The organism is Paractinoplanes lichenicola (genome assembly GCF_016785085.1).
In the GTDB taxonomy this organism is placed as follows: domain Bacteria; phylum Actinomycetota; class Actinomycetes; order Mycobacteriales; family Micromonosporaceae; genus Actinoplanes; species Actinoplanes lichenicola.
In genome coordinates this window covers 336,658-358,184 of the sequence record NZ_JAENHO010000009.1, presented here as the reverse complement: position 1 = coordinate 358,184, position 21,527 = coordinate 336,658, and the positions used below count along the sequence as shown (strand labels likewise).

20 protein-coding genes are annotated in these 21,527 nt (G+C 70.2%); 7 read left to right on the top strand and 13 right to left on the bottom strand.

The window, feature by feature from the left end; genetic code table 11:
- The first annotated feature begins 11 nt into the window (after positions 1 to 11).
- A complete protein-coding gene (locus JKJ07_RS31435) occupies positions 12 to 830 on the top strand; it encodes an aldo/keto reductase (RefSeq protein ID WP_202995487.1) in 819 nt (272 codons plus the stop codon).
- On the opposite strand, the gene JKJ07_RS31430 is transcribed toward JKJ07_RS31435, so the two are convergent.
- Positions 817 to 2,871, bottom strand: coding sequence for a sensor histidine kinase (locus tag JKJ07_RS31430; protein ID WP_202995486.1), 2,055 nt, complete (start codon positions 2,869 to 2,871; stop codon positions 817 to 819). The genes JKJ07_RS31435 and JKJ07_RS31430 overlap by 14 nt on opposite strands.
- A 60-nt stretch (positions 2,872 to 2,931) precedes the next feature.
- Between JKJ07_RS31430 and JKJ07_RS31425 the strand changes: the two genes are divergently transcribed.
- Positions 2,932 to 3,897: a LacI family DNA-binding transcriptional regulator gene (locus JKJ07_RS31425; protein WP_202995485.1), complete on the top strand. Its 966-nt coding sequence runs from the start codon at positions 2,932 to 2,934 to the stop codon at positions 3,895 to 3,897.
- Between the two features lie 362 nt (positions 3,898 to 4,259).
- On the opposite strand, the gene JKJ07_RS51305 is transcribed toward JKJ07_RS31425, so the two are convergent.
- Complete coding sequence (locus JKJ07_RS51305; RefSeq protein ID WP_202995484.1) at positions 4,260 to 4,820, bottom strand: TetR/AcrR family transcriptional regulator; 561 nt, start codon at positions 4,818 to 4,820, stop codon at positions 4,260 to 4,262.
- Positions 4,821 to 4,900: 80 nt separating this feature from the next.
- Here JKJ07_RS51305 and JKJ07_RS31415 point away from each other — a divergent pair, with 80 nt between their 5' ends.
- Complete coding sequence (locus JKJ07_RS31415; protein ID WP_236030174.1) at positions 4,901 to 5,785, top strand: alpha/beta fold hydrolase; 885 nt, start codon at positions 4,901 to 4,903, stop codon at positions 5,783 to 5,785.
- A gap of 65 nt (positions 5,786 to 5,850) precedes the next feature.
- Here JKJ07_RS31415 and JKJ07_RS31410 read toward each other — a convergent pair whose 3' ends face one another.
- Together JKJ07_RS31410 and JKJ07_RS31405 are read right to left on the bottom strand one after the other, a co-directional pair.
- Positions 5,851 to 6,402 carry a snapalysin family zinc-dependent metalloprotease gene (locus JKJ07_RS31410; protein WP_202995483.1) on the bottom strand — a complete coding sequence of 184 codons (552 nt, stop codon included), beginning with the start codon at positions 6,400 to 6,402 and terminating at the stop codon, positions 5,851 to 5,853.
- Positions 6,403 to 6,498: 96 nt separating this feature from the next.
- Positions 6,499 to 7,254, bottom strand: a complete 756-nt coding sequence (locus JKJ07_RS31405; RefSeq protein WP_202995482.1) for an SDR family NAD(P)-dependent oxidoreductase — start codon at positions 7,252 to 7,254, stop codon at positions 6,499 to 6,501.
- A gap of 86 nt (positions 7,255 to 7,340) precedes the next feature.
- Here JKJ07_RS31405 and JKJ07_RS31400 point away from each other — a divergent pair, with 86 nt between their 5' ends.
- On the top strand, positions 7,341 to 8,189 hold the full coding sequence (locus JKJ07_RS31400; RefSeq protein ID WP_202995481.1) for a helix-turn-helix domain-containing protein: 849 nt from the start codon (positions 7,341 to 7,343) through the stop codon (positions 8,187 to 8,189).
- 146 nt (positions 8,190 to 8,335) lie between these two features.
- Here the strand turns inward: JKJ07_RS31400 and JKJ07_RS31395 are convergent, their stop codons facing one another.
- Genes JKJ07_RS31395 through JKJ07_RS31380 form a run of 4 tightly spaced genes read right to left on the bottom strand, consistent with a single transcriptional unit; the run spans position 8,336 to position 11,880 of the window.
- Positions 8,336 to 8,983 carry a DUF6882 domain-containing protein gene (locus JKJ07_RS31395; RefSeq protein ID WP_202995480.1) on the bottom strand — a complete coding sequence of 216 codons (648 nt, stop codon included), beginning with the start codon at positions 8,981 to 8,983 and terminating at the stop codon, positions 8,336 to 8,338.
- 21 nt (positions 8,984 to 9,004) lie between these two features.
- Complete coding sequence (locus JKJ07_RS31390; protein WP_202995479.1) at positions 9,005 to 9,631, bottom strand: TetR/AcrR family transcriptional regulator; 627 nt, start codon at positions 9,629 to 9,631, stop codon at positions 9,005 to 9,007.
- A gap of 16 nt (positions 9,632 to 9,647) precedes the next feature.
- Positions 9,648 to 11,042: an Nramp family divalent metal transporter gene (locus JKJ07_RS31385; protein ID WP_202995478.1), complete on the bottom strand. Its 1,395-nt coding sequence runs from the start codon at positions 11,040 to 11,042 to the stop codon at positions 9,648 to 9,650.
- Complete coding sequence (locus JKJ07_RS31380) at positions 11,008 to 11,880, bottom strand: shikimate dehydrogenase (protein WP_307834501.1); 873 nt, start codon at positions 11,878 to 11,880, stop codon at positions 11,008 to 11,010. The genes JKJ07_RS31385 and JKJ07_RS31380 overlap by 35 nt, the downstream gene beginning before the upstream one ends.
- 69 nt (positions 11,881 to 11,949) lie before the next feature.
- On the opposite strand from JKJ07_RS31380, the gene JKJ07_RS31375 reads away from it, so the two are divergent.
- The 3 genes from JKJ07_RS31375 to JKJ07_RS51920 all read left to right on the top strand — a co-directional run bounded on the left by JKJ07_RS31375 (position 11,950) and on the right by JKJ07_RS51920 (position 14,205).
- Positions 11,950 to 12,303, top strand: coding sequence for a DUF1304 domain-containing protein (locus JKJ07_RS31375; RefSeq protein ID WP_202995476.1), 354 nt, complete (start codon positions 11,950 to 11,952; stop codon positions 12,301 to 12,303).
- A 92-nt stretch (positions 12,304 to 12,395) separates the two neighbouring features.
- On the top strand, positions 12,396 to 13,115 hold the full coding sequence (locus JKJ07_RS31370; RefSeq protein ID WP_202995475.1) for a MerR family transcriptional regulator: 720 nt from the start codon (positions 12,396 to 12,398) through the stop codon (positions 13,113 to 13,115).
- Positions 13,116 to 13,284: 169 nt separating this feature from the next.
- Complete coding sequence (locus JKJ07_RS51920) at positions 13,285 to 14,205, top strand: carboxypeptidase-like regulatory domain-containing protein (RefSeq protein ID WP_307834494.1); 921 nt, start codon at positions 13,285 to 13,287, stop codon at positions 14,203 to 14,205.
- Between the two features lie 81 nt (positions 14,206 to 14,286).
- Here the strand turns inward: JKJ07_RS51920 and JKJ07_RS31360 are convergent, their stop codons facing one another.
- Genes JKJ07_RS31360 through JKJ07_RS31340 form a run of 5 tightly spaced genes read right to left on the bottom strand, consistent with a single transcriptional unit; the run spans position 14,287 to position 21,505 of the window.
- Positions 14,287 to 17,241: an alpha-mannosidase gene (locus tag JKJ07_RS31360; protein ID WP_202995474.1), complete on the bottom strand. Its 2,955-nt coding sequence runs from the start codon at positions 17,239 to 17,241 to the stop codon at positions 14,287 to 14,289.
- Entirely contained in the window at positions 17,241 to 18,545 is a 1,305-nt protein-coding gene (locus JKJ07_RS31355; protein WP_202995473.1) for a sulfatase-like hydrolase/transferase, read from the bottom strand. The genes JKJ07_RS31360 and JKJ07_RS31355 overlap by 1 nt, the downstream gene beginning before the upstream one ends.
- Positions 18,542 to 19,372: a carbohydrate ABC transporter permease gene (locus tag JKJ07_RS31350; protein WP_202995472.1), complete on the bottom strand. Its 831-nt coding sequence runs from the start codon at positions 19,370 to 19,372 to the stop codon at positions 18,542 to 18,544. Before JKJ07_RS31350 ends, JKJ07_RS31355 begins: the two co-directional genes overlap by 4 nt.
- Complete coding sequence (locus tag JKJ07_RS31345; RefSeq protein ID WP_202995471.1) at positions 19,369 to 20,265, bottom strand: carbohydrate ABC transporter permease; 897 nt, start codon at positions 20,263 to 20,265, stop codon at positions 19,369 to 19,371. Before JKJ07_RS31345 ends, JKJ07_RS31350 begins: the two co-directional genes overlap by 4 nt.
- Before the next feature lie 7 nt (positions 20,266 to 20,272).
- Positions 20,273 to 21,505, bottom strand: coding sequence for an ABC transporter substrate-binding protein (locus tag JKJ07_RS31340; protein WP_202995470.1), 1,233 nt, complete (start codon positions 21,503 to 21,505; stop codon positions 20,273 to 20,275).
- Positions 21,506 to 21,527 lie beyond the last annotated feature (22 nt).

The window sequence follows — 21,527 nt, the reverse complement described above, 5'->3', positions numbered from 1 at the left end:
AGGGTGGGGGCATGTCAACTTTCACCATCGGCGGCGACCTGACCGTCGGCCGTCTCGGTTACGGCGTCATGCAGCTCACCGGTCCCGGGTTCTTCGGCTACCCGGCCGACCAGGACAACGCCGTCACCGTGCTGCGCCGGGCCGTCGAGCTCGGCGTCACGCTCATCGACACCGCCGACGCGTACGGGCCGCTTGTGACCGACGAATTGATCCGGCGCGCCATTCACCCCTACCCCGAGAACGTGGTGATCGCGACCAAGGTCGGCGTGACCCGGCCCGCGCCCGGCGAGTGGGTGCCGGTCGGCCGTCCCGCCTATCTGCGCCAGCAGACCGAGCTGAGCCTGCGCACGCTCGGCCTGGAGCGGATCGACCTGCTGCAGCTGCACCGGGTCGACCCCGAGGTGCCGATCGAGGACCAGGTGGGCACGCTGGCCGACCTGCGCCGCGAGGGCAAGGTGCGGCACATCGGGCTGTCCGAGGTCACCGTCGAGCAGATCAAGGCGGCCCAGGCCGTCACGCCGATCGCCTCGGTGCAGAACCTCTACAACCTCACCAACCGCGCCGCGAACGACGTCGTCGACTACGCGGAGCAGCAGAAGATCGCCTTCCTGCCGTGGTACCCCCTGGCCGGTACGGGCATGGCCGACCCCGCCTTCGCCGAGACGGCCGCCCGGCACGGGGTGTCGCTCAACCAGCTCGCGCTCGCCTGGCTGCTGCGCCGCTCGCCGGTGATGCTGCCGATCCCGGGCACCTCGTCGGTCGCCCACCTCGAGGAGAACCTGGCCGCGGGCGATCTCGAGCTGACGGACGAGGAGTTCAGCCGGCTTTGACCGTCTCGGAATCCCACATCCGGGACGTGGGTGAGGTGCGCGGGACGGTGACGGTGAACACCGCGCCGTTGGGCTGGTTGGGCTCGTACGACACGTCGAGCCCGCCGGCCTGGGCCAGCTGACGCACCAGATAGAGGCCCAGCCCCGTACCGGCGGTGGTCGTGGCCACCCCGGAGCCGGCGCGGGCGAACCGGTCGAACAGGTGCGGCACGAACTCGGCGGGCACCCCCTCGCCGTGGTCGGCCACACTGATCGCGACCAGTTCGCCCGTGTTGGCCACGGTCACCACGATCGGCGGCCGGCCGTACTTGCTGGCGTTGGTCATCAGGTTGCCCAGGATGAGCTGCAGCTGACCGGGGTCGGCCAGGCCGGTGGTCTCGTCCGGGGCGATGACCGAGATCGGGGTGCCCGAGCTGAGGTGGAAGGCCGAAACCGCTTCCCGTACGGCGTGGGACACGTCGAGCCGTACGGGCCGGGCCATCATCGCCCCCGCGTCGAACTGGGCCAGCATGAGGATGTCGGTGACCAGGTCGTTGGCCCGGTGCCCGGCCGCCGTCATCCGCTGCACGTAGTTGACCTTTGTGTGCTCGGGCAGGCCCGCCCACTCCTCCACGACCAGCCCGCCCAGCCCGACGATCTTGGCGAGCGGCTGGCGGACGTCGTGGCTGAGCATGGCCATCACGTCGGCCAGGTGCGTGTTCGCGTCCTGCAGCTGCTCGGCGCGGTCGGCCAGCTCGGCCAGCGCGCGGGCCCGCTCCCGCTCGAGGGTGTTGCGCTCGGTGACGTCGATGATCTGGGTGGCGAAGTAGAGCGGGCGCTCCTCCTCGTCGCGGATCACCGCGGCCGTGATCGACGCCTCGACCACCTGGCCGTCGGCCCGCAGATAGCGTTTGTCGAGGTCGAAGCCGTCGGTGCGACCGGCCACACAGTCGCGGACCGGGCCGTCGGTCAGGCCGGCGTCGTCGGGATGGGTGTAGTCGATCAGGCTCTTGTCCAGCAGGTCGTCCTCGGCCAGCCCGAAGATCTGACTGCTGGCCGGGTTGAGGCGCAGGCAGCGCCCCTGCGGGTCGGTGAGCACCATGCCGATCCGGGACGTCTCGAACACCTTGCGGAAGCGGCGCTCGCTCAGCAGCAGCTCGCGGCGGCTGCTCCGGGCCCGGCCGACGGCGACCACGACGGCCAGGCCGACCAGCGCGGCCCCGCCGAGGGCGGCCAGCCCGGCGTACTCGGTGTTGTGCAGCTGGCCGAAGAGCACGTCCTCGCTGACGGTCGCGGACAGCCGCCACGGGGTGTCCTTGACGGCGACCGACGAGTAGCGCCACCAATGGCCCTCGTCGAGGTAACGGCCTTCCCGGTCCTGAGTCAGGGCCGCCGCGAGCGGCTCGTCCTCCTCGGCCAGCGTGGGCGTGCTGGTGGTGAACGCCTCGGTCCCGGCGACGATGTTGCCGCTCGTGTCGACCAGCTGCACGCGGGCCCCGGTCAGCGACAGCGCGCTGGTGAAATACGTGGCCAGGGGGCTGGCCCGGATCGGCACGGCCCCCGAGAAGACCCGCCGGCCCTGCCCGGTCTCGAACGGCACGGCGAACGCGACGACGGGGATCTGCGCGGCCGCCGAGTCGACGACACCGGAGACCGCCGGGCGGCCCTGCAGCGCCTCCCGCAGGTGCGCGTACCGCACGGCGATGTCGGTGCCGACGATCTTCGGGTCGGCCGGGCTGACGTGCAGCACCCGGCCCTGCGAGTCGAGCAGCAGCGCCGACGGATAGCCGAAGCCGGCCACGGCTCGCTCGAAGTCGCGGGCGGCCACGACCGGGTCGGCCAGCGATGCCTGAGCCTGGATCTTCTCCCGCGTGAGGACCTCGGTCGCGACCCCCGTCATGAAGTCGCCGAGCGTGCCGACCCCGTGCTCGAACCGCTCCGCGACGGCCTGCCGGCTGTCGTTCTGCTGCCACAGGAGCACGCCGGAGCCCACGACGACCAGCAGCAGCCACACCACCAGGGGCACCACCGCCGAACGCCACCACTCCCGCAGGCCGCGCATACCCCCTCATCGGCAACTTCCCCCGATCGCTGAGCGCCGCCGTCCGGCTAACATCCGTCTATGGCGCGCATCGCTGACGTCGCGCGGGCCGCGGGGGTCTCCGCGAGCACCGTGTCCTACGTGCTGTCCGGGCGCCGGTCGATCTCCGCCGAGACCCGGGCGCGGGTGCTGCAGGCCGTACGGGAGCTGGGTTATGCGCCGAACGCCGCCGCCGGGGCCCTCGCCGGGGGCCGCACCCGCACGATCGGCCTGGTCGCGCCGCGCTGCGAGGACCTGACGGCAGCCATCATCCACCAGTTCATCCACACGATCATGGAAGTGGCCCGCGGCCACGACCACGACGTGCTGCTGCTCGACCCCCGCGAGGGTCGCGCCGGCCTGCACCGGGTGATCGACTCCCGCCTGGTCGACGGCGTGATCCTGATGGACACCGACGAGACCGACCGCCGGGCCCAGCTCCTCGAGGAGGCAGGCGTGCCGGCGGTGGTGCTGGGCACGCCGCAGGGCACCTCGCTGCCCTGCATCGACCTCGATTTCGCCGCGGCAGCCCAATTGGCCGTACGTCACCTCGCCGCCCACGGCACCGGCGGCGTCGCCCTGATGTCACCGCCCGAGCTGGTCGGCCCGCCCGGCAAGGGCTACGCCCGGCACGCCGTCGACGGTTTCACCGCGGCCGCGGGCCCGTCCCCGGTCATCCGCGTCTGCGAGCCCACCTGGCCCGGCGTCGAGGCCTGGCTGGCCGCCGTCTCCGACCAGCTCGGCACCCTGACCGGCGTGGTCGTGCAGCACGAGGCCGCCCTGCCGCCTTTGCTGGGCCTGCTGCGCCGCCAGCACCGCACCGACGTCGCCGTGGTGCCGATCTGCCCGTCGGCGATCGCCCGCCAGCTGGAATCGCCGCTGGACCACGTGGCGATCCCGGTCGACGCCATGGCCCGCACCGCCGCCGAAACCCTGCTGGCCCAACTCACCCACACCGGCCCGGCCACGTCCCACCTGTTCGAGCCCCACCTGGTCCGAGCCGCCTGACTTCCCCGCGGCCGCATTCTCTGCCCCTTACCGGGCACCTTCTTTTCGCGCGCACCCCCTCGTCGCGCGCACCCCCTCCTCGCGCGCACCCCCTCGTCGCGCGCGCCCCTTCTTCGCGCGCACCCCTTCTTCGCGCGCGCCCCTTCTTCGCACGCGCCCCTTCTTCGCGCGCACCCCCTCCTCGCGCGCACCCCCTCCTCGCGCGCACCCCCTCTTCGCGCGCACCCTCTTCGCGCGCACCCCCTCGTCGCACGCACCCCTCTTCGCGCGCACCCCCTCCTCGCGCGCACCCCCTCTTCGCGCGCACCCTCTTCGCGCGCACCCCCTCGTCGCAGGCGGCTGCTTCTCATGGGCGGCTTTTCTTAGCGGGCTGCTACTGCGGCGACGGTTGAAAGCTCTTCTCCCGAGAAGCCGGCGCGGCTCAGCACTGCCAGCGATTTGTTCGTCGCCAACGTGCACAACGCCAACTCCGCCGCCTCCCGCTCCCCGGCCCCGGCCGCCCGCAACGCCTGCTCCAGCATCCCCCGCAGGGTGGCGATCATGGCGCGAACCATCGCCTGCCCCTCCGCGTCGAGGGCCGGGAGCTGCGCGGCCGACATCGTGAGCAGGCACCCGTCCGGGACATCCGGGTCGGCGATGCGGTTCAGAGTGACCCCCAGGTACGCCGCCACGACAGCGCCCGGGCTCGAATGGGGGCCGGACAGCGCCTGTTCGTACAGCGGATGGTACGTCTGCGCATACCGCTCGAGGCTCTTACGGAAGAGCGCGCTCTTGTCGCCGAACGTGCCGTAGAGCGAGCCCCGGCCCAGGCCCGTGCCCTCGGTCAGCCGGTCGATCGACGCCTCCGAATAGCCCCAGCGCCAGAAGACGAGCATCGCCCCCCGGAGCGCCTCATCCACGTCGAACTGCTTGCGTCCCGCCATGGTCGGTCAGCCTACTCGTCTTGTACCAATCGTTCCAACTATCTTGTACTGATCGTTCCAAGATGCGTATGCTCCCTGGCATGACTTCGTTGACACTCCCCGAGAACTTCACGAGCCGACTGGTGGATCTGAACGGGCTGCGGCTGCACGCGGTCACCGGCGGGGACGGCCCGCCGTTGCTGCTGATCAACGGATGGCCCCAGATCTGGTACGCCTGGCGGAAGGTCATGCCCGCGCTCGCTCGCCGGCACACCGTCGTCGCCGTCGACTCACGCGGGGCCGGCCTCTCCGACAAGCCCGACAGCGGCTATGACGCCGGCACCCTGGCCGCCGACCTGGCCGCCTTGATGACCGAGCTCGGGCACGACCGGTTCGACGTGGTCGGCCACGACATCGGCATGTGGACCGGATACGCCCTCGCCGCCGACCACCCCGAACGGGTCGGCCGGCTCGCCGTGGTCGACGCCGTGATTCCCGGTGTCACTCCAGCCCCGTCGGTCTTCGCCCCGGCCGCGGCCAACCAACGGCTTTGGCACTTCGGCTTCAACCGCCTCAGCGGCCTCAACGAGCAACTGGTCCGCGGCCGGGAACGGCTGTTCTTCGGCCACCAGTTCGCCGTCAAGGGCGCCACCCCGACCGCGATCCCCTCGGACGCCGTGGACGTCTACGTCAACGCCATCACCGCGGACCCGGACGGCCTGCGAGCAAGCTTCGAGTACTACCGAGCGCTCGACGACACCATCACCCAGAACGAAAGGCGCAAGACCAGGCGCCTGAAGCTCCCGGTGCTCGCAGTCGGCGGCGCCCTGTACAGCGGCCCCATGGTCGCCGACACGATGCGCCAGGTCGCCGACGACGTCACCGAGGCCGTCATCGACGACTGCGGCCACTACCCGGCCGAGGAGCAGCCGGAGCAATTCACCCAGATCCTGGAGCGTTTCCTGACCGGCACATCCCCGACCTGATCAGCCCCCACGAGCCTTCGCCGTGCCGACGGGCCCTTGTTCGGCCCGCCGGCACGACAACCCTGCTAGCTCGCCGCCCCGGCGAGGGCCGGCTGCCAGACGTACGTCCGCGGGGCCACTGCCGCCGTCGAGCGGAAGTTGGCCTCGACCGTGGCCAGTTCGCGGGCGTTCGGGTACGAGTTCGTGCACGAGACCGGCGCACTGCTGCCCGACATCAGGTCGGCGCACAGGCCCGTGCGCCGGTCGGGCAGCCCGAGGATGTGCCCGAGCTCGTGGGCGGCGATCCGCGGCGGGTAATAGCCCTGGTCGACCGCCTGCCGGCCCATCCACACGCGGCCGTTGCCGAGCGAGGTGGTCTGCGCGCGCGGCCAGCCGTTGTCGGCGTAGATCCGGATGTTCGGCGTACGCCCGGCCGTGACCGGCTCGAGCCGCACATTTGTCGCCCGGCTGTTCCAGATCTGCGCACCCTGATTGACCACGGCGATGAATTCCTGCGCCTGACTGGCGTCGTAATACAGCACGCGCGGCGCGGCCTGAGCCGGGGATGCGCCGGCGACCTGAACGCCGGCCAGCGCGACAACCGCGATGAACGCGGCCGCCAACCGTCGAAGCAGCATCGATGCCCTCCTGCGGGGGTTCGGGGGGATTTCCTGGCCCCGACCCTAGCCATCAAGCGATGATCGTCGATGCTTTCCGGACATACCGAAAACGTCCTAACCCTGTGCGATCTGAGTCGTGGTGATCCCTCCGTCGACGTAGAGCGTGGTGCCGTGAATCATGCGGGCCTCGTCGGAGACCAGGAACGCGACCGCGTGGGCGATGTCTCGGGGCTGCACCGGGACCTTCGCCGGCGTCCGGGCGGCCATCGCCTCGGTGACCTCACGGGCGTGGGCATTGCCCGGCGTGGCCGTGATGCCGGGGGCGACCGCGTTGACCCGGACCCCCTGGGGACCGAACTCGGCCGCCCATGAGCGCGTCAACTGCTCGTCGGCGGCCTTGGTCGCCGTATACATCGCGCCGAAGGCGCTGCCCACGGACGCCATCCAGGAGCCGATCGTGACGATGGCGCCCTCGCCCCGGGCCGCCATCGCCGGCGCGAGCTCGCCCACCAGCACGTGCGGGGCGCGGACGTTGACGGCGAGCATCGCGTCGAGGTCGGCGTCGGGCAGGGCCGCGGTCTCGGTGACCGGATAGATGCCGGCGTTGTTGACCAGCACGTCGACCCGGCCGCCGAGCGCCTCGGTGGCCTCGGCCGCGAACGACCGCATTGCCGCGTAGGAACCGCCCAGGTCAGCCGGCACGAAATCGGCCCGGCCGCCGCCCGATCGGATCTCGGCGACGATCGTGTCGCCCTTGCTCTTGTCACGCCCGGCCACCACGACGTGGAAGCCGCGGGCCGCCAGCTCGCGGGCGATCGCCTCGCCGATCCCGCTGGTCGCACCGGTCACGATTGCTGTCGCATCAGTCATGGGCACATTTGTACGACTGCGGGCCGCGCCGAACCAGGTCATGGCATGACCACCCTCGGGCCGCCGCGGCGCGCTATATCTGACGCATGCCTGCCAACCGCGTCGCCCTCGCCGAGTTCCTCCGCTCCCGCCGTGATCGGCTCAAGCCGGCCCAGGCGGGGGTCCAGCCGTTCCCCGGGGCACGACGCGTGCCCGGCCTACGCCGTGAGGAGCTGGCCATGCTCGCCGGCCTGAGCGTCGATTACTACACGCGCATCGAGCAGGGCCGCCAGGCCAACATCTCGGCCGAGGTGCTCGCCGCGCTGTCCCGCGCGCTCCAGCTCGACGACATCGAATGCGCCCATCTGCGCGACCTGGCCGCCCCCGCCGGTCGCCGCGGCAGTGACGCCTCGACCCGGCAGCGCGCCGACCCCGGCTTGTTACGGGTGATGACCGCGCTCGACCACCTGCCGGTGCTGCTGCTGGGCCGCCGCAGCGCCGTCCTGGCCCGCACGGCCCTGCTCGGCGCCGTCCTGGGCCGCGAGTTCGAGATCGGCGACTCGTTCGTCCGCTACCTGTTCCGCGACCCCCTGGCCCAGATGCGCATCGTCAACTGGGAGGTCTTCGCCCAGGCCGCGGTGGCCGGCATGCGCCGCGAGGCGGGCTGCCATCCGCACGACAGCCTCCTGCACGCCGAGATCGCCGCCCTGCGCCGCAGCGACCCGAAGGTCGACCGCTGGTGGCAGGACCAGAAGGTCGGCGACTACACCTCGGCCGCGAAGCAGATCGCCCACCCCGACCTGGGCCACCTGCATTTCGACATCGAGCACATCATCGCCCCGCACGACCCCGACCAGCACCTGATCGTCTACACCACCCCACCCGACTCCCCCACGGCCCTGCTGCTCCCGATGCTGGCCAACCGCGAGCTCGCCGACTCCACCCTTCCCACGTGATGGCCCGGGCAGGCGAACCGGCAGGCTCAGCCGCAGGGCGAGCACGCGCGGGGCGGGCAGGCGCAGGCCAGGCAGGCGCAGGCCGGGCAGGCGCAGGCCGGGCAGGCGCAGGCCGGGCAGGCGCAGGCCGGGCAGGCGCAGGGGGCTCAGCCGCGGGGTGGGATCGAGCCGTTGAGCTGGGAGATGCGGCCCAGGTCGTCGAAGGAGACGTTCATCGTGGCGCCGGACGGGTGGTGGGCGACGCCGTCCGCGAAGGGCCAGCCCTGTTGCTCGAAGAACGCCGTCACACCCGTACGGTGGTCGAACGGGAACGCCGAGATGGTCTGGCTGATCACCGTGAGAGCACGCTCGGGCTGGAGCTCCTGCGGCGGCACCCCTTCGAGGTGGAAGAACAGGGCGCCACCCTCGTACGGGCCCCGGTAGTACGGCCGGCCGGTCAGCCCCGACGCGAGCAACGCCAAGCGGTGGCCGTCCGCGCGCGAGAGGGGAAACGTCCGGTCGGTCAGCTCGGCGATCCCCTGGCTCCGCCCGTAGTCGCGCATCCACGTGCACAGGTGGATGAGCGCGGGCGGCAGGTTGCTCGCCTCGTTGGCCCAGGCCCACAGCCACGTGTTGTCGCCCTGGCTCTCGCTGCCCAGCAGCTGGATCGGGAAGCGCAGGTCGTTGCCGAAGGTCACCGACCCGGCGCCGAGGTCGACCGCCCAGTCCCGCTCCCCGATCACATCGGCGAGCGCGAATTGCCTGGCCATCGCCGTGAGCACGTGCCGGCTGAACAGATCATCGAACGCAGACATAGCGCGAAAGTATCGCAGAGATCAACGACGGGAAGTAACGTGCGCCACCACGAGGTCGCCGATCATCTGGCGCTGGTGGTCGCGGGAGGCCGGGTCGAGCAGGTCGCGGTCGAAGATGGCCCGGAACGTGTAGCGGTTGGCCCCGCGGAAGATGCAGAACGAGCTGATGATCATGTGTACGTCGAGGGCGTCGACGTCGTCGCGGAACAGGCCGGCCGTCACGCCGCGGGCCATGATGCGGGTCAGCACGTCGAGCGCCGTGGAGGCCAGGCCCTCGCGGGCGCCCGACTTGATCAGGTGCTGGGCGTAGTGGATGTTCTCGATCGCCACCAGCCGTACGAAGTCCTGGTGTTGCTCGTGGTGGTCGAAGGTGAGCTCGGCCAGCTTGCGCAACGCCTCGACCGGCTCGAGATGCTCGACGTCGAGCTTCTGCTCCAGCGCGCGGATGTGCTGGTAGGCCTGTTCGAGGACGGCGAGGTACAACCCCTCTTTGCCCCCGAAGTAGTAATAGATCATGCGCTTGGTGGTGCGCGTCTTGGCCGCGATCTCGTCGACGCGGGCCCCCGCATACCCCTGATCGGCGAACTCGGAGGTCGCCACGTCGATGATCTCGGCCCGGGTGCGTTCGGCGTCCCGTACCCGCTCCATGGCCACGACAATAGCGTCAGAGCTTCTGCAGCTGGGTCACCACCATGGCGATCGCGAAGAAGCCGTAGAACCCGATGGCGACGAGCATTCCGCCCAGGCGCCAGCCCTTCATGCGTACGGGGTGGGGAAGGTCTTTGATGTTGAGGCGCACCAGCAGGGTCGAATAGAGCAGCGTGACCACCGAAGCGGCGCAGGTCGAGATGATCAGCAGGCCCAGCGGCTGCGTGAAGCCGGCCAGCAGGATGATCGAGCCCAGCACGATCTCGGCCCAGACGACGGTCAGGTAGAGCCGCGGCTCGGTCCAGCGGGCCGACGTCTGCAGATAGTTGCGGCGCAGGAAGTCCGAGGCGACGCGGCCGATGATGTCGAGCAGGCCCATCGCGGCCGCCCACAGCGACACCGCCGCCACGGCCAGGAAGAGCAGCCTGAGCCAGCCGCCGACCTGGTCGGAGAGGATGTCGGCCTCGATGCGCAGGAAGGAGGTGTCGCTCTTGAGGTCGTCGCGGCCGAAGAGCGTCTCGTACGCCAGCAGGCACATGATGCTGATGGTCACGAAGCAGACGGCCACGAACGTGATCAGGTGCTCGAGGTTGGCCCGCTTCCACCACACGCGCCAGCGCGCCAGGTTGGCCTCGTCGGTGCCCAGCGTGTAGCGGTCGGCGCCCGCGGCCTCCTCCTGCCCGGTGATCGGCGAGATCAGCCGGGGCACGTGCGCGCCCATGCCGTAGCGCTTGTCCCGGATCCAGTTGCTGAGGACCAGATTGTGTACGCCACCCGCGCCGGCCGCCCCGATCGCGCTCAGGATCAGCGTGAACGTGATGCCCTCGGGTATCTGCCCGAACTCGGTGACGGTCGCCTTGGCGGCGTCGCCCCACGTGGTCAGCGAGATGACGAAGACGACCACCACGAGCAGGAAGAAGATGGTCAGCCCGACCTTGACCCACTCGACCCGCTCGACGGTCGTGTAGATCACCTTGGACACCGAGAGCAGCGCCCCGACGAGCACCAGCCCGATCACCGTGATCCAGACCGGGTCGCCGCCGCCGAACAGGTAGGTCAGCACGGTCGAGCCGCTGGTCGCCCAGCCCGGCCAGACGTATTGGAAGGCGCCGGCCAGGCAGATCAGGATGCCCCAGCCCTTCCACCAGCGGGAGAAGCCGGCCACCACCGTCTGCCCGGTGGCCAGGGTGTAGCGCTCGATCTCCATGTTGATGACGAACTGGACGGCCAGCGTGCAGAACGCCAGCCAGAGCAGCCCGAGCCCGCCGATCGCGGTCAGGTAGGGCCACAGGATGATCTCGCCGGCGGCCATGCCGATGCCGACGGCGACGACGCCGGGGCCGACCATCCGGCGCAGGGAGAGGGGTTCGGGGAGGTCAGTGGTCTGTTCCGTGAGTGGCGACGGGTGCATGGGGGGCTCCCTTGTGGGCCAGGACGGCATCGAGGTGGCGCAGCATGCGCGCGGTGTCGGGGCTGCGCCCGGTCAGCAGCTCGAAGGCGGCGGCGGCCTGATAGGCACACATCGCCGTTCCGCCGGACGTCCGCAGGCCACGGTCGCGGGCCGCCCGCAGCAGCGGCGTCTCGACGGGCATGTAGACGATGTCGACGACCCACAGGCCACGGTGGAGCAGCTCGGGGGCAAGCGGCATTCCGGGGTGTTCTTTCATGCCGACGGGGGTGGCGTTGACCAGGCCGTCGGCTGTTCCGATCTTTTCGGCGAGCTCGTCGGGGCCGGCGGCCTCGATTCCGCGTCCCGAGATCAACTTTTCGCGGCGACTGCGGTCGGGGTCGATCACAGTGATGTGCTCGATGTTCTTCATGCCGCGCAGCGCAAAGGCGGTGGCGGCGCCGGCCCCACCCGCGCCCAGCTGCACGACGTTCCCCGACATTTCAGACTCGTACGCGGCGGTGAAGCCGTACGCGTCGGTGTTGTGACCCTGCCGCCGACCGTCGCGGAAGACCACGGTGTTGACCGCGCCGATTGCCCGCGCCTGCGGAGACAGGTCGTCGACGAACTCGATCACTCGCTGCTTGAACGGGTGGGTGATGTTGACGCCGGCGAACCCGGCCCGCTCGGCCTCGTCGAGCAGGGATCTCAGGCCGTGCGCGTCGGCGGTGTCGAACAACTCGTAGGTGAGTTCGAGCCCCTGACTGCGCCCCTCGGCCTCGTGCAGCGCCGGGGAGAGCGAGGTGCCGATACCGGCGCCGATCAGGCCGCAACGCATCCGCTCGCTCCTCGTTCGACTAATGTACGGACTGGTGAGTTAGTTATGCGCTGTGACCGCGGCCACTGTCAAGCCCCGTGTACGCTCCCGGCCATGATCGTCGTGGCGAACGTCCTGGTGGCGCTGGTCGCGCTCATCCACATCTACATCCTGGTCCTCGAGATGTTCCTCTGGACCACCCCGCGCGGCCGGGCCGCCTTCGGCCTCACGCCGGAGTTCGCCGAGCAGACCCGCGCCCTGGCCGCCAACCAGGGCCTCTACAACGGCTTCCTGGCCGCGGGCCTGATCTGGGGCCTGATCACCGGCTCACTGTCGGCCAAGATCTTCTTCCTGGTGTGCGTCGCGATCGCCGGCCTTTACGGCGCCGCCACGGCCAGCAAGCGCATCCTGTACGTCCAGGCCGCCCCGGCGGCGCTGGCCCTGATCTTCGTTCTGATCGCGGGCTGACGACTGCTGTCGGCCACGTCACCCTATTCAGTACCGCCCGGTACCTATCGCGGGTAACCGGGATCTGAGAGGGTGACCCCGGAGGTGGCGTCGTGGCTTGGAGCACGAGCGAGCTGGCGAGAATCGCGGGCACCACGGTGAACACGATTCGCCACTATCACCGCAGCGGTCTGCTCGAGGAGCCCGACCGCCATCACAACGGCTACAAGCAGTACGGGATGACGGATCTCGTGCGCCTGCTGCGCATCCGCCGGCTGGTCGAGCTCGGCGTACCGCTGGCCCGGATCCAGGACGGGATCGACTCCGCCGAGGCGCTGCGCGAGATCGACGTCGACCACGCGGCGGCCATCGAACGCCTGGAGAAGGCCCGGCACGGCATCGCGGCGGTCCTCGACTCGAACGCGCCGCCCGACGCGCCGCCGGGCTTCGAGTCCGTGGCGGGCCGCCTGTCCGAGGCCGACCGCTCGATGATTCACATCTACACCCAGGTCTTCGACGAGAAGGCTCTGGCCGATGTGCTGAGCGCGGTGGAGAGCGACTCCGACAGCATGAACGCCGACTTCGAGGCCCTGCCGGCCGACGCCGACGAAGCGACCCGGCAGAACCTGGCCGAGAAGTTCGCGCCGTCCATCGCCCAGACATTCCGCGACTTCCCGTGGATGGACAAGGATCCGATGGCGCACATCGCGAAGGGCAAGCCCGTCACGCGCCAGATGTTCACCGACGCGATGCGGGAGCTGCTCAACGCGGCCCAGATCGACGTGCTGCGCCGCGCCAAGCAACTGGCCCGCGAGCTCAACGCGGAACGCTGACGCCGTGACGGAGGGTCCGACTGACGCCCGGCTCGGGTCGCCTTGCTACGACCGCAGGGGCGGGCACCGCCCACAAAGGACTCGGGGTCCCCACGCAGGCGGTAGTTAGGGCATAGTGTCCCGCGGCTTCATCGACCGGTGTCGCCGTCCCTCGCCGAGGTGGTTGCCCGTGACGACCCGTTTCCGTGCCGCCGCATTGGTCGCTGTCGTGGCGACGACGCTTGCGATGTCCCCGGCACCGGCGTCGGCCGCGCCGGCACCGATCAGCATCGTGAGTGTGTCGGCCGAGAACGTGCAGCCCGGCGACACCGTACGGGTGCGGTTCCGCGTCACGAACCCCGGGAGCGCCACCGAGGCGGCGATCGTGGTGGTCGGTGGCGGCCTGCGCTGCAAGACCGGATGCCGGGCCGAACCGAGCCTGGCCCCGGGGCAGAGCCGCAACCTCGAGGCCACGGTCGTCGCGCCCGCCGCGAGCCCGGGCGAGACGAGCGGCCTGAACATCTCGGTCGCCGTGCGCCTCGGCGGCGAGAACCACTTCGCCTTCAAGATGGTCTACGTGCACGGCTCGGGCGCCTCATCGCCAAGACCTCCGGCCGAGGTGGCCCGGGTCTCGGGCCGGGTCCGCGACGCCGACGGCAAGACGATCAGCGGCGCGGCCCTGACGATCCGGGACAGCGCCGGCCACAAGTACCGCACGACCAGCGGTGACAACGGCCAGTTCTCGATCAGGCCGACCGCCGCCAAGCCGATCGCCGCGGGCTCGATCACGGTCGTCGCGGCCCTGGACGGCTATCGCACGGCGAGGAAAACCCTGACCGCCCGCGCCGGCGACACCGCGAACGCGCTGCTCACCCTGACCGCCGTCCCCACGCCGGTCAAAGCAACGCCGTCACCCACCCCGTCGCGCGCGGTGGCCGAAGCCGACGAACCGGAGACAGCGGCACCGGAGACAAGCGCACCCACCCTCCAAGCCGTCAGCAACGAGGGCGGTCCCTCACCACTGTTCCTCCTGCTGGGCGGCCTGCTGATCGCCGTCGGCCTGGGCGCCCTCGCACTAGTACTGATCCGCCGCCGACACGCCACCTCATAGCAGAAGCAGCGCCCCGAGACCCCGCTCGAACAGGTCGTCGTCCCAGGATCGGATAGGCCGCCTGCTCCACGGCGTGGAGGTCTACCCGGGATCGGTCTGAGTGAGGCGCAGCGTGACGATCTCGAACGGGCGGAACGAGATCTCGAGCGACTCCAGCGCCGCCAGGGGCCGCTCCAGCAAATCCGTTCTCGAGGGCTGCCCGTACGGCTCGGAGACCGTGACCTGTGCCGTGGCCCGGCCGCCCTGGGCCTCGTAGAGGCGGACGATCAGGTCGCCCGACCTGTCCTCGGCCAGTTTGACTGCCTCCACCATCACGGCCGGCGAGGAGACGCTGATCAGTGGGGGCACCGCCGAGCCGCCGGTGACCGTACGGGGTGGGAGGTTGATCTGATAGCCCGAGGCGAGCGCCTCGAGCACGGTGGGTGCCGCCCCCAACGCCGTACGCAGCACGTGGGCGCCCTGGTCGGCGTGGGGGTCGGGGTAGCGCGGGGCCCGCAGCAGCGACTGGCGCACCTGGGTGTACGTCGTGCCGTCGGCGGTCCAGCGACGGGTGATGTCGTGCCCGTAAGTGGAGTCGTTGGCCACGACCGCGCCGAAGCCGGGTTCGCCGACGTGCACCCAGCGGTGGGCCACGGTCTCGAAGCGGGCGCTGTCCCACGACGTGTTGGCGTGGGTGGGCCGGTGGATGTGCCCGAACTGGATCTCCGAGGTGGCCCGGTCGGCGTGCACGGCCAGGGGGAAGGCCAGCTTGAGCAGCTTCTGCGACTCGTGCCAGTCGACCTTGGTCTCGATGTCGAGCCGGGTCGCGTCCGGAGCCAGGCGGAACGTCTGCACGAACGTCGAGTCACGGTAGGAGCGGTGCACCACGATCGCCTCGGCCGAGACGGAAACGGAGTCGGCGTCGCGCAGCTCGGTGACGTGGCGCTGGTAGTGGGCGTCGATGTCCCAGGCGTCCCACTGGTTGGGGATGTCGCGGAACACCTGCAGCAGGGCTCCGGGGGCGGCGAGGAGCTCCCGCCCCTCGAAGACGAACGACACCAGCAGGCCGGCCTCGTCGAAAACGGCCCGCACCAGCCCGTTGTCGAGCACCCGGTCATCCGTGGGCGTCACCCAGCCGGGCGCGTCGATCACCGCGGCCGAAAGCGGCGGCACTCCGGCGGCCGCGACCGGGGCGGCGTTGAACACGACCGAGTCGGTGCCCGGGCCGGCGAGCAGCTGCTGGGCCTGGTCGATCAGCGTGGTCAGCGCGACCCCGACCAGCGCGTAATTACGCTCGGCCTCCTGGTGCACCCACGCGATCGACGAGCCGGGCAGGATGTCGTGGAACTGCTGCAGCAGCACCGTGCGCCAGGCCGCGTCCAATTCCTCGTACGGGTAATCGCCGAGCCCCCGCCAGGCGACGGCCGACCACCACAGCTCGGCCTCGCGCAGCAGATGCTCGCTGCGCCGGTTGCCCTGCTTGGTCTTGGCCTGCGTCGTGTACGTGCCGCGGTGCAGCTCCAGATACATCTCGCCGGACCAGGTGGCCGGGGCCGGGTGCCCGGCCAGCGCGTCGGCGAAGAACTCCTGGGGCGTGCGCAGCTCGACGCGGGGCGAGCCCTCCAGGTCGCGGGTGCGGGCGGCCGCCTCGAGCATCTCGCGGGTCGGGCCGCCGCCCCCGTCGCCGAACCCGAACGGCGCCAGCGAGACGTCGCTCAGCCCGTTCTCCGCATACTGCCGCTGGGCGCGGGCCAGCTCGGCGCCGGACAGGTCGGAGTTGTACGTGTCGACCGGCGGGAAATGCGTGAACACGCGGCTGCCGTCGATGCCCTCCCACCAGAAGGTGTGATGCGGCATCCGGTTGGTCTCGCTCCACGAGATCTTCTGGGTGAGGAACGAGTGGGTGCCGGCCGCCCGGACGATCTGCGGCAGCGCGGCCGAATAGCCGAACGAGTCGGGCAGCCACACCTCGTCGGGCTCGACGCCGAACTCGCGCAGGAAGAAGCCCTTGCCGTGGATGAACTGCCGGGCCAGGGCCTCGCCGCCGGGCATATTGGTGTCGGACTCGACCCACATGCCGCCCACCGGCACGAACCGGCCCTCGGCGACCCGCGCGCGGATCCGCTCGAACAGCTCGGGATAGTGCTCCTTCATCCACGCGTACTGCTGGGCGCTGGAACATGCGAACACGAAATCCGGGTATTCGTCCATCAGGGCGAGCACGTTCGAGAACGTACGGGCGCACTTGCGGATCGTCTCGCGCACGGGCCAGAGCCAGGCCGAGTCGATGTGCGCGTGCCCGACCGCCACGACCCGGTGCGCGCTGGCGTAGGCGGGTGAGGCCAGCACCTGGGCCAGCTCGGCGCGCCCGTCGGCCGCCGTCTCGGCCACCCGGTCGGGGTCGATCGCGTCGCACATCCGCTCGAGGGCGCGCAGGATGTTCGCGCGGCGGGGCAGCGCCGGTTCGAGCTCGCGCATCAGCCCGGTCAGCGTCCAGATGTCCTGCAGCAGGTGATAGACGTTGAGGTCGCGTTCGACCAGGTCGATGCGGCACAGCGTGTAGATCGGCTCCTCGCCCGCGGTCGCCTTGTCGCCCATCGGCGTCGGCCGCGCGACCGACACGTCCGGGTTGGACGCGGCCTCGACGAAGAACTCGATCGGCCCGTCCCCGACGGCGACGGCGTTGTTGCGCGGTTCGAGGCCCTTGACGATCACGCCGTCGGGCCGATAGACCATGCCCTCGGCCTGGAACCCGGCCTGCGCCGCCGAGAAGCCGAGATCAACCACCATTTCCCGTACGACGTCAGGGCCGCCCCACCCGTCGGGAACCTCGCCGGTCACGTGCAGCCACATCGTGCCCCACGGCTTGCCCCACGCGACCCCGGGCTTGATCGGCGTGAACTGCTGCCCGACCGCCTCGGCGAACGGCACCGGCTCGCCCGGCACGTCCCACGCCACGGCCTCGAGCGGCACACTTCGTCGCTCGAGCGCGGGCCGCAGGTGCTCGCGAACGAACCGGTGGACACGGGCCTCGATCGTGCGTGCGGTGTCGTGCATCAGCTGCTCCTGTCGCCGTGGTTCCGCCAGGTCTCGCACCGCTGCGCCCAAAGCCGCAGCTCGTCGCGCATCCGGTGGAACTGCTCGGGATGCTCCTGCGATCGATCCTGCCGCTCACCCTCGTCGATGGACAAGTCATAGAGCGCCGCGCTCACGGCCACCTCGGCCTGCATGCTCTCGCACGCGTCCTCGACCACTTTCCACCGGCCGCGGCGGACCGCGCGCTGCCCCTCGTACTCCCAGAAGAGCCAGCGTTCGGCGTCGTCCCCGGGCCCGGTCAACTGGTCGAGCAGCGAGTTCCCGTCGATCGTGGCGTCGTCGGGCACGGCGCCGTCGACCGCGTGCAGCACGGTCGGCACGAGGTCTGCCATCGAGCCGATCACGTCGTCGCGGGTCCCGGCCGGGATCCGCGCGGGCCAGCGGATCATCGCGGGCACCCGGATGCCGCCCTCGAACAGCGAGCCCTTGTGCCCCCGCAGCCCACCGGCCGACCCGCCGTCGTAGGAGACCTCCTCACCGTTGAGCCAGTTGCGCTCCTCGATCGAGGGCCCGTTGTCCGACGACATGAAGACGATCGTGTTGTCGCGCAGGCCGGCCCGGTCGAGCGCGTCCAGAATGGTCGCGACGCCGTCGTCCATCGCTTTGATCATCGCGGCGGTCATCCGGCGGCCGTCGGGCAGGTGGGCGAACTGCGCGAGGTATTCCTCGGGCGCGTGCATCGGGTAATGCGGGGCGTTGAACGGCACGTAGCACAGGAACGGCCGCTCGGCGTTGCGCTCGACGAACTCGGCGGCCTTGCGGGCGATCACCGTGGTCAGGTATTCGCCGTTGCGCCAGACCTCGTCCTCGCCGTCCCACAGGTCGTGCACCGGGTTGCGGTTGTCCCAGTAGTAGATGTGCGAGTAGTAGTCGACGCACCCGGCCCGGAACCCGAAGTGCTCGTCGAAACCGCGCTCCAGGGGCCCGTACGCGGGGTCGACGCCGAGGTGCCATTTGCCGAAGACGCCGGTGGCGTAGCCACGGTCGCGCAGCGCGCCGGCCATCGTCGACTGCGGCGGCAGCCCGGCAGTGTCGCGCGCCCCGCCCAGGATGGCCTCGACGCCCGCGTGCGCCGGATGCCGCCCGGTCAGCAGCGAGGCGCGCGACGGCGAGCAGACTGGCGAGTTCGCGTACCACTGGGTGAGCCGGGCGCCCTGCGCGGCCAGCCCGTCCAGGGCCGGGGTGTCGAGCTCGTCGGCGCCGAAGCAGCCGAGGTCACCCCAGCCCAGGTCGTCGGCGTAGATGATGACGACGTTCGGCTTCACTGCTTCACACTCCCGGCGGACAGCCCCGCGACCAGGCGCTTCTGCACGATCGAGAAGAGCAGGATCGTCGGGATGGTGGCCACGGTGGCCGCGGCCATGATCATTCCCCAGTCACTGGAGTACTCGCCGAAGAACGACGACAGGCCCACCTGGACCGTCTTGAGGTCCTCCCCCGTCATCAGCACGCTGGCGAAGAAGTACTCCTCCCAGGTCGTGATAAACGTGGTGGTAACGACGGTGACGATGCCGGGCAGCGCGATCGGCAGCACGACCCGGAAGATCACGCCCGCGGTCGAGCAACCGTCGATCCGGGCCGCCTCGTCGAGCACCCGGGGAATCGTGTCGAAGTAGCCGAGCAGGAGATAGATCGCCAGTGGCAGCGTCATGGCGACATAGACCACGACCAGACCCACGTACGAGTTGAGCAGGCCGATCTCGCTGAACGCCAGATAGATCGGGCTGATCAGCACCACGAACGGCAGCAACTGCGTGGCCAGCACGATCAACAGCACCGGGCCGCGCAGCCGGAACTTGAAGCGGGACAACCCGTACGCGGCGAAACTGGCCAGCACGACCGTGAACACCGTGCTGACCGCCGACACGAGCAGGCTGTTGCCGATGTAGCGGGCGAACCCGGAGTCGTTGAAGAGCCGCCCGTACGCGTCGAAGCCGAGCCCGTCGAACCACTGCCCGACGGGCAGGTTCGCGGCGAGGGCCGACGCCGGGCGCAGCGAGGTGAAGACCATCCACAGGACCGGGAAGACGATCACGAACAGGATCGCGAACGTCGGCACGATCACCAGCAGGTCGCGGGGCCGCCACCTCATGCCTCCACCCTCCCCCGGTCGCTGACCCGCAGGTAGGCCAGCGCGAACACCGCCATCACGGCCGTCATCGCGAGCCCGATCGCCGCGCCCTCGCCCAGGCTGTTGGCGACGAACGCCTTCGAATAGAGCTGGGTCGCCAGCACCTGGGTGTAGGTGCCGGGCCCGCCGCCCGTGGACAGCCACACGTAGACGAAGTTGTTGAACGTCTGGATCACCGTCATGAGCACGACCACGGTGATCACCGGCCGCAGGCTGGGCAGCGTGATGTGCCGGAACGAGGCCCACCGCCCGGCGCCGTCGAGCGCGGCCGCCTCGTACTGCTCCTCGGGCACCGACTGCAAGCCCGCGAGCAGGACGATGACGACGAACGGCAGCTCGCGCCAGACGATGATCGCGATCACCGACCACCACACCGTGCTGGTCTGGGCCAGGAACGGCACGCCCTCGGGCAGCACGCCGATCGCCACCAGGAACTGGTTGAGCACACCGGTGTTGCCGTCGAAGATCCACTTCCAGCAGGCCACCGCGACCACCGGCGGCACCATCCAGGGCACCAGTACGGCCGTACGGGCGAAGCCGCGCAGCCGCCAGCGGTGCAGCACACGGCTGTGCAGCAGCAGCGCGAGGCCCATGCCGATCACCAGCCGGATGATGACGGTGGCCGCGGTCAGCCAGAACACCGTGTTGACCGCGGCCGAGCCGACCAGCGGGTCGGTGAGCACGGCCTGGAAGTTGGCCAGGCCGGCCCACTCGGCGTCGCCCGGCGCGTCGAACGGGGTGAGGTCCTGGAACGCCAGCACCACGTTGTAGACGCCGGGGAACAGGAACAGCACGCCGATCACCAGCAGGGCCGGGGTGACCAGCGGGAGGGCCTGACGGCCGGGACGGCTCACGCGCGGATCAGCCCTTCAGACCTTTGGCCAGCCCGTCGAGGATCGCCTGGGCCGCGTCGGCCGAGCTCGACTGCCCCGAATAGACGGCCGAGAACTGCTGGTTGACCAGCTGCTGGATCGAGGCCACGGTCAGGTCGGAGCCGATGTAGCGGGCCATCGACCGGGAGTGCGGCAACTGCTCGACGTAGCCCTTCTGCGCCTCCGGGACGTCCAGCTCGGTCAGCGTCTTCTTCGACGCCGGGTACTGGCTGTAGGTCTTGAAGGTCTCGGCGCTGGTCAGGTATTTGATGACCTCGTACGCCTGGTCGGGGTGCTTGCTGTTGCGGTTGACGGCCAGCGCCCGGCCGCCCAGGTGGGTCGCGCCGTCGGTCAGGCCCGAGGGCATCGGCGCGCTGGTCACCTTGTCGCCGGCCTGCTTGGTCAGCGTGGCGAAGGTGGCCGGCGGCATGTAGCTCATCGCGCAGTCACCGGTGGCCAGGCCGTTGACGATCGACGGGTCGCTGTAGTCCTGCACGGCCTGGAACGACTTGCTGGTCGCGCCCGAGGTGAACAGCCCGTTGAAGAAGTCGAGGGCCGAGGTCAGCTGCTCCTTGGTGGCGCCGGTGGACCAGGCGCCGTTCGTGTTCTGGATGAACGCGCCGCCGTGCGACCACAGGTAGTAGTTGATGGCGAACCACTGGGCGCTGGTCTGCGAGCCCGCGGCCGGGAAGCAGAAGCCGTTCTTGATCGACGCCGCCGTGGTGGCCAGCTCCTCCCAGGTGGTGGGCGGCTTGTTCGAGCCGAGCTTCTCCTTGTTGTAGACCAGCGCCATCGTGTCGGCAGTCCATGGCACGGCCCAGGTCTTGTCCTCGAAGGTGACCATGTCGGTGGCCAGCAGGTCGTCCTTGCCGGCGCCGAGGTATTCGTCGAGCGGCTGCAGGATCTTGGAGTTGGCCACGAACGCCACGTCGGCGAAGGCGACCTGGTTGATGTCCGGCCCCGAGCCCGAGTTGGCCTCGCGGGCGAACTGCTGAATGTTGTTGGGGCTCAGCGTCTGCAGCTCGACCTGGATGTCGGGGTGGCTGCCGTTCCAGGCGTCGACGGCGGTCTTGAGCCCGCCGATCTCGCTCTCCGGGTCGAACTGGCGGAAGACCAGCTTGACCGGGCCGTCGCCGCCGGAGTCGTCGCCCGAACAGGCCGCGAGGCCCAGGCACAGGGCGACTGCAGCCGATGCCGCCATGGCGGCTCTCGCGAATCTCATGCCCGCTAGCCAATCAAATTGA